Origin of the sequence: Aeromonas sp. 97A, from assembly GCF_051919185.1 — a bacterium.
Taxonomy (GTDB): domain Bacteria; phylum Pseudomonadota; class Gammaproteobacteria; order Enterobacterales; family Aeromonadaceae; genus Aeromonas; species Aeromonas veronii.
Genome location: NZ_JBQBFF010000001.1, coordinates 3,731,226 through 3,746,115, shown reverse-complemented (window position 1 = coordinate 3,746,115; position 14,890 = coordinate 3,731,226). Strand labels below are relative to the sequence as shown.

General features: G+C 58.6%; 8 protein-coding genes, 4 tRNA genes and 1 pseudogene. 8 read left to right on the top strand and 5 right to left on the bottom strand.

The genetic code is table 11. The annotated features are described in order from the left end of the window. The first annotated feature begins 34 nt into the window (after window positions 1-34). The gene (locus ACTG27_RS17015) at window positions 35-850 is read left to right on the top strand and encodes a Cof-type HAD-IIB family hydrolase (RefSeq protein ID WP_031227636.1); all 816 of its coding nucleotides are present in this window, start codon (window positions 35-37) and stop codon (window positions 848-850) included. 34 nt (window positions 851-884) lie between these two features. On the opposite strand, the gene ACTG27_RS17010 is transcribed toward ACTG27_RS17015, so the two are convergent. From ACTG27_RS17010 to ACTG27_RS16990, 5 genes are all read right to left on the bottom strand, one after another. After that, on the bottom strand, window positions 885-1,400 hold the full coding sequence (locus tag ACTG27_RS17010; protein ID WP_064339092.1) for a ricin-type beta-trefoil lectin domain protein: 516 nt from the start codon (window positions 1,398-1,400) through the stop codon (window positions 885-887). 179 nt (window positions 1,401-1,579) lie between these two features. Next, a tRNA-Pro gene (locus tag ACTG27_RS17005) sits at window positions 1,580-1,656 on the bottom strand. 76 nt (window positions 1,657-1,732) lie between these two features. Further along, window positions 1,733-1,818, bottom strand: a tRNA-Leu gene (locus ACTG27_RS17000). A gap of 20 nt (window positions 1,819-1,838) precedes the next feature. Then, window positions 1,839-1,914 (bottom strand) — tRNA-His (locus ACTG27_RS16995). Window positions 1,915-1,965: 51 nt separating this feature from the next. Then, window positions 1,966-2,042, bottom strand: a tRNA-Arg gene (locus tag ACTG27_RS16990). Window positions 2,043-2,274: 232 nt separating this feature from the next. Here ACTG27_RS16990 and ACTG27_RS16985 point away from each other — a divergent pair. The 7 genes and pseudogenes from ACTG27_RS16985 (at window position 2,275) to kdpB (ending at window position 14,890) form a co-directional block, all read left to right on the top strand. After that, complete coding sequence (locus tag ACTG27_RS16985; RefSeq protein WP_005339267.1) at window positions 2,275-2,871, top strand: TetR/AcrR family transcriptional regulator; 597 nt, start codon at window positions 2,275-2,277, stop codon at window positions 2,869-2,871. After that, window positions 2,868-3,999: pseudogene (locus ACTG27_RS16980) on the top strand (efflux RND transporter periplasmic adaptor subunit). The gene ACTG27_RS16985 and the pseudogene ACTG27_RS16980 overlap by 4 nt, the downstream one beginning before the upstream one ends. Window positions 4,000-4,014: 15 nt before the next feature. Then, on the top strand, window positions 4,015-7,095 hold the full coding sequence (locus tag ACTG27_RS16975; RefSeq protein ID WP_128815628.1) for a multidrug efflux RND transporter permease subunit: 3,081 nt from the start codon (window positions 4,015-4,017) through the stop codon (window positions 7,093-7,095). A 118-nt stretch (window positions 7,096-7,213) separates the two neighbouring features. Continuing rightward, the gene (locus ACTG27_RS16970; protein WP_069555100.1) at window positions 7,214-9,181 is read left to right on the top strand and encodes an ATP-binding protein; all 1,968 of its coding nucleotides are present in this window, start codon (window positions 7,214-7,216) and stop codon (window positions 9,179-9,181) included. A gap of 76 nt (window positions 9,182-9,257) precedes the next feature. Further along, complete coding sequence (gorA, locus tag ACTG27_RS16965; protein WP_179902877.1) at window positions 9,258-10,607, top strand: glutathione-disulfide reductase; 1,350 nt, start codon at window positions 9,258-9,260, stop codon at window positions 10,605-10,607. A gap of 463 nt (window positions 10,608-11,070) precedes the next feature. Beyond that, the gene (gene kdpA / locus ACTG27_RS16960) at window positions 11,071-12,765 is read left to right on the top strand and encodes a potassium-transporting ATPase subunit KdpA (RefSeq protein ID WP_439980017.1); all 1,695 of its coding nucleotides are present in this window, start codon (window positions 11,071-11,073) and stop codon (window positions 12,763-12,765) included. 67 nt (window positions 12,766-12,832) lie between these two features. After that, on the top strand, window positions 12,833-14,890 hold the full coding sequence (gene kdpB, locus ACTG27_RS16955) for a potassium-transporting ATPase subunit KdpB (protein WP_439980015.1): 2,058 nt from the start codon (window positions 12,833-12,835) through the stop codon (window positions 14,888-14,890).

Genomic DNA, 14,890 nt, shown 5'->3' with positions numbered 1-14,890 from the left:
ACTGCCCCTGTTTTCAATCGATGCCGAGGTAATGATGTTCAAGGTAGTTGTATCCGATCTCGATGGCACTCTGCTCAACAAGCAGCACCAGATCTCTCCCCGTACCCGGGATACCCTGCACCGCCTGGTAGAACAAGGTGTGAAATTCGTGGTCGCCACCGGCCGTCATCACGTTGACGTACGCAGCTTCCGCGATGCGCTGGGGATGGACATCTACCTCATTACTTCCAATGGCGCCGTGGTCCATGACAAACAGGATCAGCTGATTTTCAACCAGCCGCTGCCGACCGAGATCGCCGCCGAACTGATTGCCCTGGAGCGCGACCCCTCTATCCACCTCAATGTCTATCAGGGTGATGACTGGGTGGTGGAAGAGGAGCTGCCCTGGCTGCTGCAGTTCCACGACGAGTCCGGGTTCACCTACCGTCTGGTCGATGACCTGAAGCAGGAACCGAAAGAGCAGATCAACAAGGTGTTCTACATCGGCGACCACGAGAAACTGCTGAAGATCGAGGCGCACCTCAACCAGCGCTACGGCGACCAGCTCAACGTCACCTTCTCCCTGCCGGACTGCCTCGAAGTGATGCACGCCGGGGTGCATAAGGGCAATGCGGTGCGTGCCGTGCTGGAGCAGAACGGGTTCGATATGTCGGAGGCGATCGCCTTCGGCGATGGCATGAACGACTTCGAGATGCTGACCATGGTGGGACGCGGCATCGTGATGGGCAACGCCCATGACCGTCTGAAAATGGCGCTGCCGGAGTATGAGCAGACCCTCACCTCCGATGAAGATGGCGTCGCCGTCTATCTGGAGAAGCTGTTCGAGCTGGAGAGCATCAGCGCAGCCTGATCCTCTTCAGCCCGCCATCCGATTCAGCAAAGCCTCACCATGTGAGGCTTTGTTTTTTCAGAGTCTCCAGCCAGGGATTGGGCCGCTGCCAGCTGAAGCTCTGGTTCGCTCCGCCGTAGCATTCAGCCAGTCGCAGCGGCGTGCCGGGGGTATGGCGTCGCCCGGCCACATCGAGGCAGCGAGAGACCTTGCTGTTGAAAAGCCTGTCTTTCTGCCACTCCCACTGCGCCTGACCGTCACAGGGTGCCAGCATCACTTCGCTGTCGTTTTTTGCTTGCAAACAGAGATCCTGCAGGCGCAACTCACCCAGATCCCACTCGAACAGTTGATCGTCTTTTCCGCTGCAAGGTTGTGCCAACACCTTCTGTTGGGACACCGCAACACAAAAATCACCGCTGGTCAGCAAGGGGGAGAGAGAACGTTCCTCCTGCGGTTGTGATGCAATAGAGCCCATCATCACATCGGTGGATGGCGGCTTGATGGTACAGCCACCCAGCAGCAAGGCAGCCAGCAGGGCGGGAGAGCAAGCAAAGGAAATTTTGTCATTCATGGAAAAATGCCTGAAATGGGCCGATGACATCCGGTTGTCAGTGACTCGAGGCTGAAGCATAACCGAAAGGCGGGGCGCGCTGCCCAAATAGAGTGTAAACAGACGTAACAGGGAGAGAGTACTGGCCCAGCGGAGGCCAGAAAGCAAAAAACCCCGCCGAAGCGAGGTTTTTCTAAATGTGGTCGGTGATAAAGGATTCGAACCTTTGACCCTCTGGTCCCAAACCAGATGCGCTACCGGACTGCGCTAATCACCGAGGCTATTTCTTTCAAAATAGTTTACTTCAAAAAAACAAAGACGACCTGATGGTCATCCTCGTCATACAGCAAGTATGGTGCGAAGAGAGGGACTCGAACCCTCACACCCGGGGGGCACTAACACCTGAAGCTAGCGCGTCTACCAATTCCGCCACCTTCGCGTACCTGACAAGCTGTAAAATGGGGTGGCTGATGGGGCTCGAACCCACGACAACCGGAATCACAATCCGGGACTCTACCAACTGAGCTACAGCCACCACAGCTGTTTTCGTTCCACAACAACGCCCGTTTAACCGACGCACTTTTGATGGTGCGCCCGACAGGATTCGAACCTGTGACCTCTGCCTCCGGAGGGCAGCGCTCTATCCAGCTGAGCTACGGGCGCTACGCTGTCGAACGGGGCGCATTATTAATGATGGTTGCTGGTTTGTCTACACTTTTCTGTCACCGAAACACTGTTCGTTGTTTTTTCAAGCACATTGCGCACTTTTCTTCCACTATTCCCCAGCTGACAGCCGAAAAGGGGCAGATCGCAGTCGCAAATCGTCTTGCTGCCTTGACTTGATTTGATGCCCATCTAGAATGAATGAACGTTCATTCAATCGAAAGTCACACTGATGATTCTGGATAAAAAAGAGAGCATCTTCAACGCGGCCCATGAGGTGCTGGGTGAACGGGGTTTTCATGGTCTGTCGATTGCAGAAGTCGCCAAGAAGGCCAATGTTGCCACCGGCACCATCTATCGCTACTTCGGCGACAAGGATGATCTGATCCGGCAACTGCACCAGCACACTATCTTGCAGTGTGTGCCCATGGTCATGGCCGATGTAGCAATCGATAAAGTTTCATTTCAACAATTTCGCCAATTATGGCTCAATATTCATGCCATTTTTGTTAACGAACCCAACGCTATCCGGTGCAAATTGCAGTACGAGAGCTCTCCGCTAGGGGCAGAATTGGAGACCAATCCTGTCATTCTGGCCGCTTGGGAGCCTCTGGACCGATTTTTTGAACAGGGCGTTGAACAAGGATTGTTTATTGATTTACCGATACGGGCACTCCAGGTGTTGAGTCTGGACAGTGTCATGCATCTGGCCCTGCAGTGCAGGGTGCACAACATCACGCTGACCGAATCGCAGTTGGAAACCGCGATCCGGGCCAGCTGGAATGCCATTTTATCCCCCAATCTTTCCACCTCAGGAGCCTGTTCATGAAAAAGTGGATGGCCATTATGTTGCTGATAGCGATCGCCTTGTTTGGCAGCGTCATCGGCTTCAATTTGTTCAAACAGAAGATGATTGCCCAATATATGGCCAACCGGCCGGAACCCGAGTTCCCCGTCACCGCCATGGTGACCAAGGCGCAGGATTGGGTACCGACCATCGAAGCCATCGGCTTCATCGAACCGAATCAGGGGGTGACCCTCTCCACCGAACTGGCTGGCACCATTGATGCTATCACCTTCGAGTCGGGCAAACCGGTCAAGGCAGACCAGCTGCTGCTGAGCCTGGACTCCACCGTGGAGCGGGCCAATCTGCGCGCCTCCCAGGCCAAGCTGCCGGCGGCAAAAGCCAAGTTCGATCGTTTCCAGAACCTCTACAAGACCAGCTCCATCTCCAAAGAGCAGCTGGATGAGGCGGAAGCGGCCTATCGCTCGCTGGAAGCGGATATCGAGAGTCTGAAGGCGACCATTGCCCGTCGTGAAGTCCGTGCGCCCTTTAGCGGCGTGGTCGGCCTGCGCAATGTGTTCCTCGGTCAGTATCTGCAGCCGGGCACAGATATCGTGCGCCTGGAAGATACCAGCGTGATGCGCCTGCGCTTTACCGTGCCCCAGACCGATATCTCCAAAATTAAGCTGGGCCAGACCATCAAGATCAATGTGGATGCTTATCCGCAAACCCAGTTTGACGGCCATATCACCGCCATCGAACCTGCGGTCAACTTCCAGAGCGGCCTGATCCAGGTACAAGCAGACATTCCGAACAACGACGGTCAGCTTCGTTCCGGTATGTTCGCCCGCGCCAGCATCATTCTGCCGACGGTGAAAGATCAGATCGTGATCCCGCAGACCGCTATCTCCTTCACCCTTTACGGTCAGAATGTCTACGTGCTCAAAGGGCGAAGAGACCGACAAAGAGGGTAACAAGGTGAAAGTGCTGCGAGCCAAGCAGGTTGTGGTCAAGGCGGGTGAGCGCCGTGGCAACGATGTGCATGTGCTCTCCGGCATCCAGGCCGGTGACCAGATCGTACTGTCGGGTCAGGTTCGCCTGAGCAACGACACCAAGGTGCATGTGGTCGAGAACGATGCCCTGGCCGTTCCGGCACAAACCCCGATGCTGTAAGCGCGGAGATCTGCGATGCGATTTACTGACATATTTATAAAACGGCCTGTGCTGGCGATCTCGCTCAGCTTCCTGATCGCCTTGCTGGGCTTTCAGGCCATCTTCAAGATGCAGGTACGGGAATACCCCGAGGTGACCAACACGGTGATCACCGTCAGCACTGGCTACTATGGCGCCAGTTCTGATCTGATCCAGGGGTTCATCACCCAGCCGCTGGAACAGGCGGTCGCGCAAGCCGACAACATCGACTTCATGACCTCCTCCAGCCAGCTGGGTAGCTCAACCATCACTGCGTACATGAAGCTCAACACCGACCCCAACGCCGCGCTGTCCGACATCCTGGCGAAGGTGAACTCGGTGCGCTCCCAGTTGCCGAAAGAGGCGGAAGACCCGTCGGTCACCTCCTCCACCGGTTCAACCACGGCGGTGCTCTACCTCGGTTTTACCAGCCCGGAGCTCAACTCCAGCCAGATCACCGACTATCTGGAGCGGGTTATCAAGCCGCAGCTCTTTACTGTCGGCGGGGTCTCCAAGGTTGACCTCTACGGCGGTGTCGAGTTTGCCCTGCGGGTATGGCTGGATCCGGCCAAGATGGCGGCCTTCAACCTGACTGCCAGTGACGTGATGACGGTGCTCAACAGCAACAACTATCAGTCCGCGACAGGTCAGGCGACCGGTTACTTCACCCTGTTCAACGGCAACGCCGAGACCCAGGTCAAGGATGTCGACGAGCTGAAGCGTCTGGTCGTTGCTACCCGGGACGGCAAGGTGATCCGCCTTTCCGACATTGCCAAGGTGACCCTCGAGAAGAGCCACGACATCTATCGCGCCAGCGCCAATGGCCGCGAAGCAGTGGTCATGGCGGTCAACGCCGCGCCGACAGCCAACCCCATCAACATCGCCCACGATGTGCTGGCGTTGCTGCCGAGCCTTGAGCGCAATATGCCGAGCACCATGCGTCTCAACGTGATGTATGACTCCACCGTGGCGATCAACGAGTCCATCCACGAGGTTATCAAAACCATCCTGGAGGCAGCCGCCATCGTTCTGGTGGTCATCACCCTGTTCCTTGGTTCGTTCCGCGCGGTCATCATCCCGATCATCACCATTCCGCTCAGTCTCATCGGCGTGGTGATGATGATGGATATGTTCGGCTTCTCGATAAACCTGATGACCCTGCTGGCGATGGTGCTGGCTATCGGTCTGGTGGTGGATGACGCCATCGTGGTGCTGGAGAACGTCGACCGCCATATCAAGGAGGGGGAAGAACCCTTCCGGGCCGCCATTATCGGTACCCGTGAAATTGCGGTGCCGGTTATCGCCATGACGGTTACTCTGGCGGCGGTATACGCCCCTATCGCCCTGATGGGTGGTATCACAGGCTCCCTGTTCAAGGAGTTTGCCCTGACCCTGGCTGGCGCCGTGTTCGTCTCGGGCATCATCGCCCTGACTCTGTCCCCGATGATGTGTTCCAAGATGCTCAAGGCCAACGAGCAGCCAGGCAAGTTCGAGAGCACTGTCCATCACCTGCTGGAGCGGATGACCGATCGCTACGACAGCATGCTGCACGCCGTGATGAAAAAGCGCCCCGTCATCGTGGTGTTCGCCGTCATCGTGTTCGCCAGCCTGCCGCTGCTGTTCAAGTTCATCCCGAGCGAACTGGCACCATCAGAGGACAAGGGGGTAATGGCCGTGCTGGGTACCGCACCGTCCAACGCCAACCTGGACTACATCGAAAACACCATGGCGGATGTGAACAAGATCCTGGACGACCAGCCCGAGATCGCCTTCTCCCAGGTCTTCTCAGGGGTGTTCAACGCCAACCAGGCGTTCGGTATCGCCTCCATGGTGCCCTGGAGCCAGCGTGAAGCGAGCCAGAAAGAGGTGCTGGACCGAGTCGCCAATCTGGTGAAAGACATCCCGGGTATGGCCATCACCACCTTCCAGTTCCCGGAACTGCCGGGTGCATCGAGTGGTCTGCCGATCCAGTTCGTCATCACCACCCCGAACAGCTTCGAAAGCCTGTTCCTGGTGGCCGGGGAAATTCTGGCAGCGGCGCAGAGTAACGGTCAGTTCGTCTATTCGGATCTCGATCTGAACTACGACTCCGCCACCATGAAGATCCGCATCGACAAGGACAAGGCGGGTGCCTACGGCATCACCATGCAGGATATCGGTATCACCATGGGCACCATGATGGCGGACGGTTACGTCAACCGTATCGACCTGGATGGCCGCTCCTACGAGGTGATCCCGCAGGTCGAGCGCAAGTACCGTCTCAATCCGGAGTCCATCAAGGGCTATTACGTGCGGGCCGCAGACGGTAAGTCGATCCCGCTCGGCAGTCTGATCAGCATTGAAGTGGTTGGCGAGCCCCGTGCCCTGCCCCACTTCAACCAGCTGAACTCCGCCACCATTGGCGCCGTTCCGGCTCCGGGCGTGGCCATGGGTGATGCGATCAACTGGTTCCAGACCACCGCCGACGAGAAGCTGCCACAAGGCTATCGTTACGACTTCATGGGTGAAGCCCGTCAGTTCGTCACCGAAGGCAATGCACTCTATGCCACCTTCGCGCTGGCACTGGCCATCATCTTCCTGGTGCTGGCGATCCAGTTCGAGTCGGTGCGTGACCCGCTGGTCATCATGGTCTCTGTACCGCTCGCCATCAGCGGGGCCTTGATTGCCCTGGCATGGGGACTGGCGACCATGAACATCTACTCCCAGGTGGGCCTCATCACCCTGGTGGGTCTGATTACCAAGCACGGTATTCTGATCTGCGAGGTAGCCAAGGAGGAGCAACTGCTGCGCGGCATGAACCGGATGGAAGCCGTGATGCAAGCCGCCAAGGTGCGTCTGCGTCCGATCCTGATGACCACTGCCGCAATGATTGCCGGTCTGATCCCGCTGCTCTATGCCGCTGGCGCCGGTGCGGCACAGCGTTTCAGCATCGGTATCGTCATCGTGGCAGGTCTTGCCATCGGTACCCTGTTCACCCTGTTCGTGCTGCCGGTGATCTACACCTATCTGGCTTCCGAGCACAAACCCTTGCCGGTATTCGATGAAACCATTCCGCCCAAAGCAAACGGCGGACATTAATCATCAATCACATGCAAAGGCCCCGATACGGGGCCTTTTTTATACTTCGCAGGAAAGACGACATAAGTGCATGAAGCAGTTAAACTAAAAAACACCACATCCAGACCGCAAGGACGCCATGTCAGGACTCTTCTCCAAGACCGCCAGGGCCGTAGGCCGCAACGGACTCTCATATCGCCTGCTCTCCTACATTCTGGTCTGCAGTACCGTATTGGCGATGATCATTACGGCGCTGCAACTCGCGTGGGATTACCGCAAGGATGTCGCCGTCATAGAAGACAGCATCGGCCAGATCGAGGCCTCGTTCCTGCAACCCATCGCAGCCAGCTTGTGGAACCTGGATGAAGAGCAGGTCAAAGTGCAAATTGAAGGGATCATGAACCTGCCCAACATGCAGTTCGTGATGGTCAAGGAGATGCTCGGCAACTCCGAAGTCCCGCTGCTGACCCAGGGGGTCGAGCGGGAAAGCTATGATATCTCCCGCGAATTCAACCTCACCTATCAGGGTGAAATCGTCGGCAAGCTGTTCGTTGCCGCCTCTCTCGAGCAGATCTACCAGCGCCTCATCGAAAAATCGGTGCTGATCATGGTCAGCCAAACCATCAAGACTCTGGTGGTCTCATTTTGCATTCTGATCATCATTTACTATCTGGTGGTCAGGCACATCAACCGCATCGCCAACTACGCCCAGAAGTTCAACCTCGATCGGCTCGACATGGAGCTGGAGCTGGAAGGCCGCCCGCAACCACGCAAGAAACCCGACGAACTGGATACCTTGGTCTCCACCCTCAACCAGATGCGTACCCGACTGCGTGACGAGCTGGTTGCTCGCCATCAGGCGGTCGAACAACTGCAAAAGGAGCGGGACTTCTCTGCCACCCTGATCAACTCCGCCAACATGGTCATCTGCTGCATGGAACCGGATTTGACCATCGCCAGCATCAACCCGGCAGCCATCTTGCTGACCGGCTACCACCAGCAGGAGCTGTTGCAACACAACTGGCTGGATCTCTTTGTCAGCCCGGCGCAACGGGAAGAGCTGAACGATATTCTGGCGGCGGAAGGTTCACTATCAGACAAAGAGGTCATCATGCATGACCAGCAGGCCCATGAGCTGGTACTGCAATGGACCTTCGTACCCTTCTACGATGGTCCCAACCTCAAGTACCAGATCGGCTTCGGCTACGACATCACCCAGCTGAAAAAGGTCGAGCGGGAGATTATCCAGCTCAACGAACAGCTGGAAGGCAAGGTGGTAGAGCGTACCCGCAGCCTGAGTGAAGCCAACAACCAGCTCGGCAAGGCGTACGACGACCTGAAACAAGCCCAGCAGACCCTTGTGGAGTCGGAGAAGATGGCCTCCCTCGGCTCGCTGGTAGCCGGGGTGGCACACGAGATCAACACTCCGATCGGCATCAGCGTGACCGCCTCCTCCTACCTGCAAGAGCGGGTCGCCGACTTCAAGTCCCATATCGACTCCAAGCAGCTGTCGCGCTCCTATCTCAACGAGTTCACCGTCAACCTCGACGAGTCGATGCAGCTGCTGCAGAGCAACCTGCGGCGCGCCTCCGAGCTGATCGCCAGCTTCAAACAGGTGGCTGTCGACCAGTCATCGGAAGCACGCTACAACTTCAGCCTCGCCGACAACCTCCATCAGGTGGTGGTCTCGCTTGGCCACAAACTGAAGAAGAGCCAGTGCGAAGTGGATATCCAGTGCGATCCCAAGCTGTCGATCTTCTCCTTCCCGGGCAGCTTTACCCAGATCTACTCGAACCTGATCCTCAACTCCATCAACCACGGGTTCGACAGCTGGGACAAACCGAAGAAGATCACCATCAAGGTGGAACAGCAGGGAGAGGAGCTGTTTATCGACTATTCGGACAACGGCCGCGGCATCCCGCCCGAAATCTTGCCTCGCATCTTCGATCCCTTCGTCACCTCCAAGCGGGGTCAGGGTGGCAGCGGCCTGGGCACACACATCATCTACAACCTGGTGGTGCAACTGCTGAAAGGCCGTATCAGCTGTGCCAGCGAACCGGGCCAGGGCGCCCAGTTCCATATTCGCCTGCCGATCCAACATAACTGAGCGCTGGCTCTTGTGAGCCAGCCGCTTTATCCCCATCATGCTGTGATTGCATTCTTAATGAGCGGAGAACCTCGCAATGGCACAGCATTTTGACTATATCGCCATCGGCGGCGGCAGCGGCGGTATTGCTTCTGCCAACCGGGCTGCCATGTACGGTAAGAAAGTTGCCCTGATTGAAGCCAAAGAGTTGGGTGGAACCTGCGTCAACGTAGGCTGCGTACCGAAGAAGGCCATGTGGTATGCCGGCCAGATCGCCGATGCCCTGAAATATGGCGCCGACTACGGCTTTGACACCACCCTCAACCACTTCAACTGGGCCAAGCTGGTCGAGTCCCGCCAGGCCTACATCGGCCGCATCCACCAGTCCTATCAGAACGTGCTGGGCAAGAACCAGATCACCGTCATCAAGGGCTTCGCCCGCTTCGTCAGCAGCAACACCATCGAGGTTAATGGCGAGCACTACACGGCTGATCACATCCTGATCGCCACCGGTGGCCGCCCGGAAATTCCGGCGATCCCGGGAGCCGAGCTGGGTATCGACTCCGACGGTTTCTTTGACCTGCAAAGCCAGCCCAAGCGGGTTGCCGTAGTTGGCGCGGGCTACATCGCAGTCGAGATCGCTGGCGTGATGCAGGCACTCGGCTCAGAGACCCATCTGGTGGTGCGCAAGCACGCGCCGCTGCGCAACTTCGACCCCATGATCCACGAGACACTGGTGGAAATCATGGCGCAAGAAGGGCCCAAGCTGCACACCCACGCCATTCCCAAGGCCGTGCTCAAGAACGCTGACAACAGCCTGACCCTGCAACTGGAAGATGGTCGCCACCTCACCGTTGACTGCCTGATCTGGGCCATCGGCCGGGTACCGGCTACCAACAACCTCAATCTGGCTGCCGCAGGCATCGCGCTGGACGAGAAGGGCTTTATCCCGACCGACAAGTTCCAGAACACCGCCGTCGCCAACATCTATGCAGTGGGTGACAACACGGGTCGCATCCAGCTCACCCCGGTGGCCGTCGCTGCGGGCCGTCGCCTCTCCGAACGGCTGTTCAACAACAAGCCGAACGAACACCTCAACTACGATCTGGTGCCGACCGTGGTGTTCAGCCACCCGCCCATCGGCACCATCGGCCTGACCGAACCGGAAGCCATCGCCGAATACGGCGAGGACCAGGTGAAGGTCTACCGCAGCCAGTTCACCGCCATGTACTCGGCACTGACCCAGCATCGCCAGCCCACCCGGATGAAGCTGGTCTGTGTCGGCTCGGAAGAGAAGGTGGTCGGTCTGCATGGCATCGGCTTTGCGATGGACGAGATCCTGCAAGGTTTCGGCGTCGCCATGAAGATGGGTGCCACCAAGGCAGATTTCGACAACTGCGTCGCAATCCACCCCACCAGTGCGGAAGAGTTCGTCACTATGCGTTAAGGGCAGATGAAGTTGGCCTGTCACGAGCAGCCGGCTTCTACTGCCATGTAACCCCTTCACCCAAACCCGGCTCAGGCCGGGTTTTTTGATCTCTCCTCGCTATTTCTCTCGCAAATCCGTCGTTCTTTACGCCGATTTTACGCCTGCCACATGGCGCTTTATGGCGCCTTTACGCCTGTTTTACATACCCTTTTCAGCGTCAATGACACCAACAGAGTCGATATGGTCTTACATCGGCTCTCGCAGCTAATTATCTCAATGGAGTCGATATGAATTGGCTATATCTGCTGCTCGTCCTCGCCTTGATGGCCTATCTGATGCGCGCACTCACGCGCAGTCACGAGTGAGGGACTATCTATATGCAGCAAGAATTTATCTACCCGGTGGCCAGCAAACTGCCGAGCCTCGTGAGCAATCCAATGCGTGCCATGACGCACCGTGACCACGAGTGAGGAACTAGAACATGTGGCAAGAAATAATCTATCCGGTGGCCTTCGTGCTGCTGGTTCTGCTGCCGGCACCGCTGCTGGGCAACTACATCTACCGGGTATTTGAAGGCAAAATCCACTGGCTGGCACCGGTCGAGCGCGCCACGCTGGCTTGCTGTGGCACCGATGGACGGGAGCAGGACTGGAAGTCCTACGCCCTCAGCCTGCTGGCCTTCAATGGCGCCGGTTTCGGTCTGCTGTTCCTGATCCTGATGGCGCAGGGGTTGCTGCCCCTCAACCCGCAACAACTGCCGGGTCTGAGCTGGCAACTCGCCTTCAACACCGCAGTCAGCTTTATGACCAACACCAACTGGCAAGCCTATTCCGGTGAGGCCAGCCTCTCCTACTTCAGCCAGATGGTAGGCCTGACCACCCAGAACTTCGTCTCCGCAGGGACGGGCGCCGCCGTCGCCATTGCCCTGTTCCGCGGTATCGCTCGTCAGCAGACCATCAACCTTGGCAACTTCTGGCAGGATCTGGTGCGTTTCTGCCTCTATGTGCTGCTGCCCATCGCGCTGATCATGGCGCTGGTGCTGGTATGGCAAGGGGTGCCGCAAAGCCTGTCAGCCTATCTGCCGTTCCACGGTGTGGAAGGTCAGGAGCAGCTGCTGCCCCTCGGCCCGGCGGCCTCGCAGATCGCCATCAAGCAGCTTGGCTCCAACGGCGGTGGCTTCTTCGGCATCAACTCCGCCCACCCGTTCGAGAACCCGACAGCCCTCTCCAACTGGCTGGAGATGGTCGCCCTGCTCACCATCGCCGCCGCCATGGTCTTTACTCTGGGCCGCTATGTGAAAAACATGGCCCACAGCCGCGCCATTCTCGGTGCCATGACCCTCATGCTGGTGCTGGGGCTCTTCGTCTCCCTCTCCCAGGAGCTGAAACCGGATCCCGCCCTCGCCCAGCTCACCACTGACGCCAGCAACATGGCTGGCAACTGGGAAGGCAAGGAAAGCCGCTTCGGCCCAGTGCTCTCCAGCATCTGGGAAGTGGCGACTACTGCCGCCTCCAACGGTGCCGTCAACGCCATGCACGACAGCTTTACTCCGCTCGGCGGCATGGTGGGCATGATCAACATGCTGCTGGGTGAGGTCATCTTCGGCGGGGTCGGCTCCGGTATCTACGGCATGATGCTGTTCGTACTGCTGACCGTGTTCCTGTGCGGCCTGATGGTGGGACGTACCCCGACCTATCTGGGCAAACGGCTCGGTATCACCGAGATGAAGTGGGTGGTCGCCAGCATGCTGGTCATGCCGGTGGGGGTTTTGGTGATCGGAGGTGTCACTCTGTTGATGCCAGATGCCAGCACCATCATCGGCCATGATGGCCCGCACGGTCTGTCACGCCTCATCTATGCCTACACCTCGGCTGCCGGCAACAACGGCTCCGCCTTCGCCGGCTTTGCCGCCGGTGACAACTGGCAGTGCATCGCCATCGGTCTGGCCATGCTGCTCGGCCGCTTCGGCTACATCATTCCGGTACTGGCCATCGCCGGTCAGTTGGCCCGTGCGCCCCGTCAGGAGGCGAGCGAAGGGGACTTCCCCATCAGCGGCCCGCTGTTCGTTACCCTGCTGATCATCACCGTCCTGCTGATAGGTGGCCTCTCCTTCCTGCCGGTGCTGGCACTGGGTCCGGTGGCCGAACATCTGAGCCTGATCGGAGGGGCATTCTGATGAACCTGACCCTGTCGATCACCATCCGGATGCCAATGGCCAACTATCTGATGCTGGGAGCTTTCCAATGAGCAAGTCCACTGCAATGAGCACCGACACCATGTTGGTGAAGGGCAAAAAACAGAAATCACAGATCATCCAGGCAATGGTTGAGGCCCTCTATCGCTTCAATCCCAAGGCGCTGTTTGGCAGTCCCATCCTGTTCACCCTCTGGCTGGCCGCAGTCATGGCGACCGTGGAGTCCCTGCTGGGGCAGCCTTTCTCCGGCGTTGCTCCCTCACTGGCCTGGCAGCTGACCGCCTGGCTCTGGCTGACCCTCTGGTTTGCCAACTTCGCGGAAACCCTGGCCGAGGGGCGCGGCAAGGCTCGCGCCGACAGCCTGAAAGCGGGCATGAGCCAGCTCAAGGCCCGTCGGGTGGCGAATGCCAAAGATGGTCAGGGCGAGTGGGTACCCGCCACCAGCCTGATGAAGGGGGATCTGGTGCTGGTACGCAGCGGCGAGATGATCCCGGCCGACGGCGAAGTGGTCGCCGGCATCGCCTCGGTCAACGAGGCCGCCATCACTGGCGAATCCGCCCCCGTCATCCGCGAGTCGGGCACCGACCGCAGCGGCGTGACCGGCAACACGACGGTCGTCTCCGACGAGATCTGGGTGCGCGTCAGCAACAATCCGGGCGAAAGTACGCTGGATCGGATGATTGCACTGGTGGAAGGGGCCAAGCGCCAGAAGACTCCCAACGAGATGGCGCTCGACGCCCTGCTGGTGGGTCTGACCCTGATCTTCCTGCTGGTGGTCGCCACCCTGCCCTGGTTCCTCGACTACAACGGCACCCAGGTCCCGCGCCTCTATCTGATCGCGCTCTTTATCACCCTGATCCCGACCACCATTGGCGGCCTGCTCTCCGCCATCGGCATTGCCGGTATGGATCGACTGGTGAAGCTGAACGTCATCGCCAAGTCTGGCCGTGCCGTGGAAGCGGCTGGTGACGTGCGTACCCTGCTGCTGGACAAGACCGGCACCATCACCTTCGGCAACCGGATGGCCGACGAGTTGATCCCGGCCCCCGGAGTCGACCCCGCCCTGCTGGCACAAGCCGCCATGCTGGCCTCGCTGGGTGACAATACCCCGGAGGGCAAATCCATCCTGACTCTGGCCAGCAAGAGCATGGCCAAGCCGAGCCAGCTGGAGAGCGACAAGGTGATCCCCTTCAGCGCCGAGACCCGGCTGAGCGGACTGGATCGCAACGGTCATCAATATCGCAAGGGTGCGGTGGATGCCGTGTTGAACTACCTCAGCCTCGACCGCAAGGCGGTGCCGGAGCTGGTGCTCAAGTCAGTCGACAGCATCGCCCGTCAGGGTGGGACTCCGCTGCTGGTCTGCACTCAGGAGAAACTGTTGGGGGTGGTCTACCTCAAGGACATCATCAAGCCCGGTATCAAGGCTCGCTTCCAGATCCTGCGCCATATGGGGATCCGCACCGTGATGATCACCGGCGACAACCCGAAAACCGCCGCCGCCATCGCCGCCGAAGCCGGGGTGGATGACTTCATCGCCGAAGCGACGCCGGAGAAGAAGCTGGCCTATATCCGTCAGGAGCAGGCCGATGGTCGTCTGGTTGCCATGTGCGGCGACGGTGCCAACGATGCACCGGCACTGGCACAGGCTGATGTGGGTCTGGCCATGAACGAGGGCACCCAGGCCGCCAAGGAGGCGGGCAATCTGGTGGATCTCGACTCCAACCCCACCAAGCTGCTGGATGTGGTGCTGGTCGGCAAGCAGTTGCTGGTAACCCGTGGCGCCCTGACCACCTTCTCCATCGCCAACGACGTGGCCAAGTACTTTGCCATCCTGCCAGCCCTGTTCATCGCCGCCTACCCGCAACTGGGGGCACTGAACCTGATGCAGCTGGGCAGCCCGCAGAGCGCCATCCTGTCGGCCATCATCTTCAACGCCCTGATCATTGTGGCGCTGGTGCCGCTGGCACTGCGTGGTGTCGATCTGAAAGGCTCAGCCACCAGCCTGCTGCGCCGCAACCTGCTGATCTACGGTGTCGGTGGCCTGCTGGTGCCTTTCATTGGCATCAAGCTGATCGATCTGGTCATTACCGGCCTGGGTCTGGTGTAA

Bases quoted from the DNA above. Each gene is read 5' to 3' on its own strand.
- ACTG27_RS17015 (WP_031227636.1), top strand. From the start codon at position 35: ATGTTCAAGGTAGTTGTATCCGATCTCGATGGCACTCTGCTCAACAAG.
- ACTG27_RS17010 (WP_064339092.1), bottom strand. From the start codon at position 1,400: ATGAATGACAAAATTTCCTTTGCTTGCTCTCCCGCCCTGCTGGCTGCC.
- ACTG27_RS16985 (WP_005339267.1), top strand. From the start codon at position 2,275: ATGATTCTGGATAAAAAAGAGAGCATCTTCAACGCGGCCCATGAGGTG.
- ACTG27_RS16975 (WP_128815628.1), top strand. From the start codon at position 4,015: ATGCGATTTACTGACATATTTATAAAACGGCCTGTGCTGGCGATCTCG.
- ACTG27_RS16970 (WP_069555100.1), top strand. From the start codon at position 7,214: ATGTCAGGACTCTTCTCCAAGACCGCCAGGGCCGTAGGCCGCAACGGA.
- gorA (WP_179902877.1), top strand. From the start codon at position 9,258: ATGGCACAGCATTTTGACTATATCGCCATCGGCGGCGGCAGCGGCGGT.
- kdpA (WP_439980017.1), top strand. From the start codon at position 11,071: ATGTGGCAAGAAATAATCTATCCGGTGGCCTTCGTGCTGCTGGTTCTG.
- kdpB (WP_439980015.1), top strand. From the start codon at position 12,833: ATGAGCAAGTCCACTGCAATGAGCACCGACACCATGTTGGTGAAGGGC.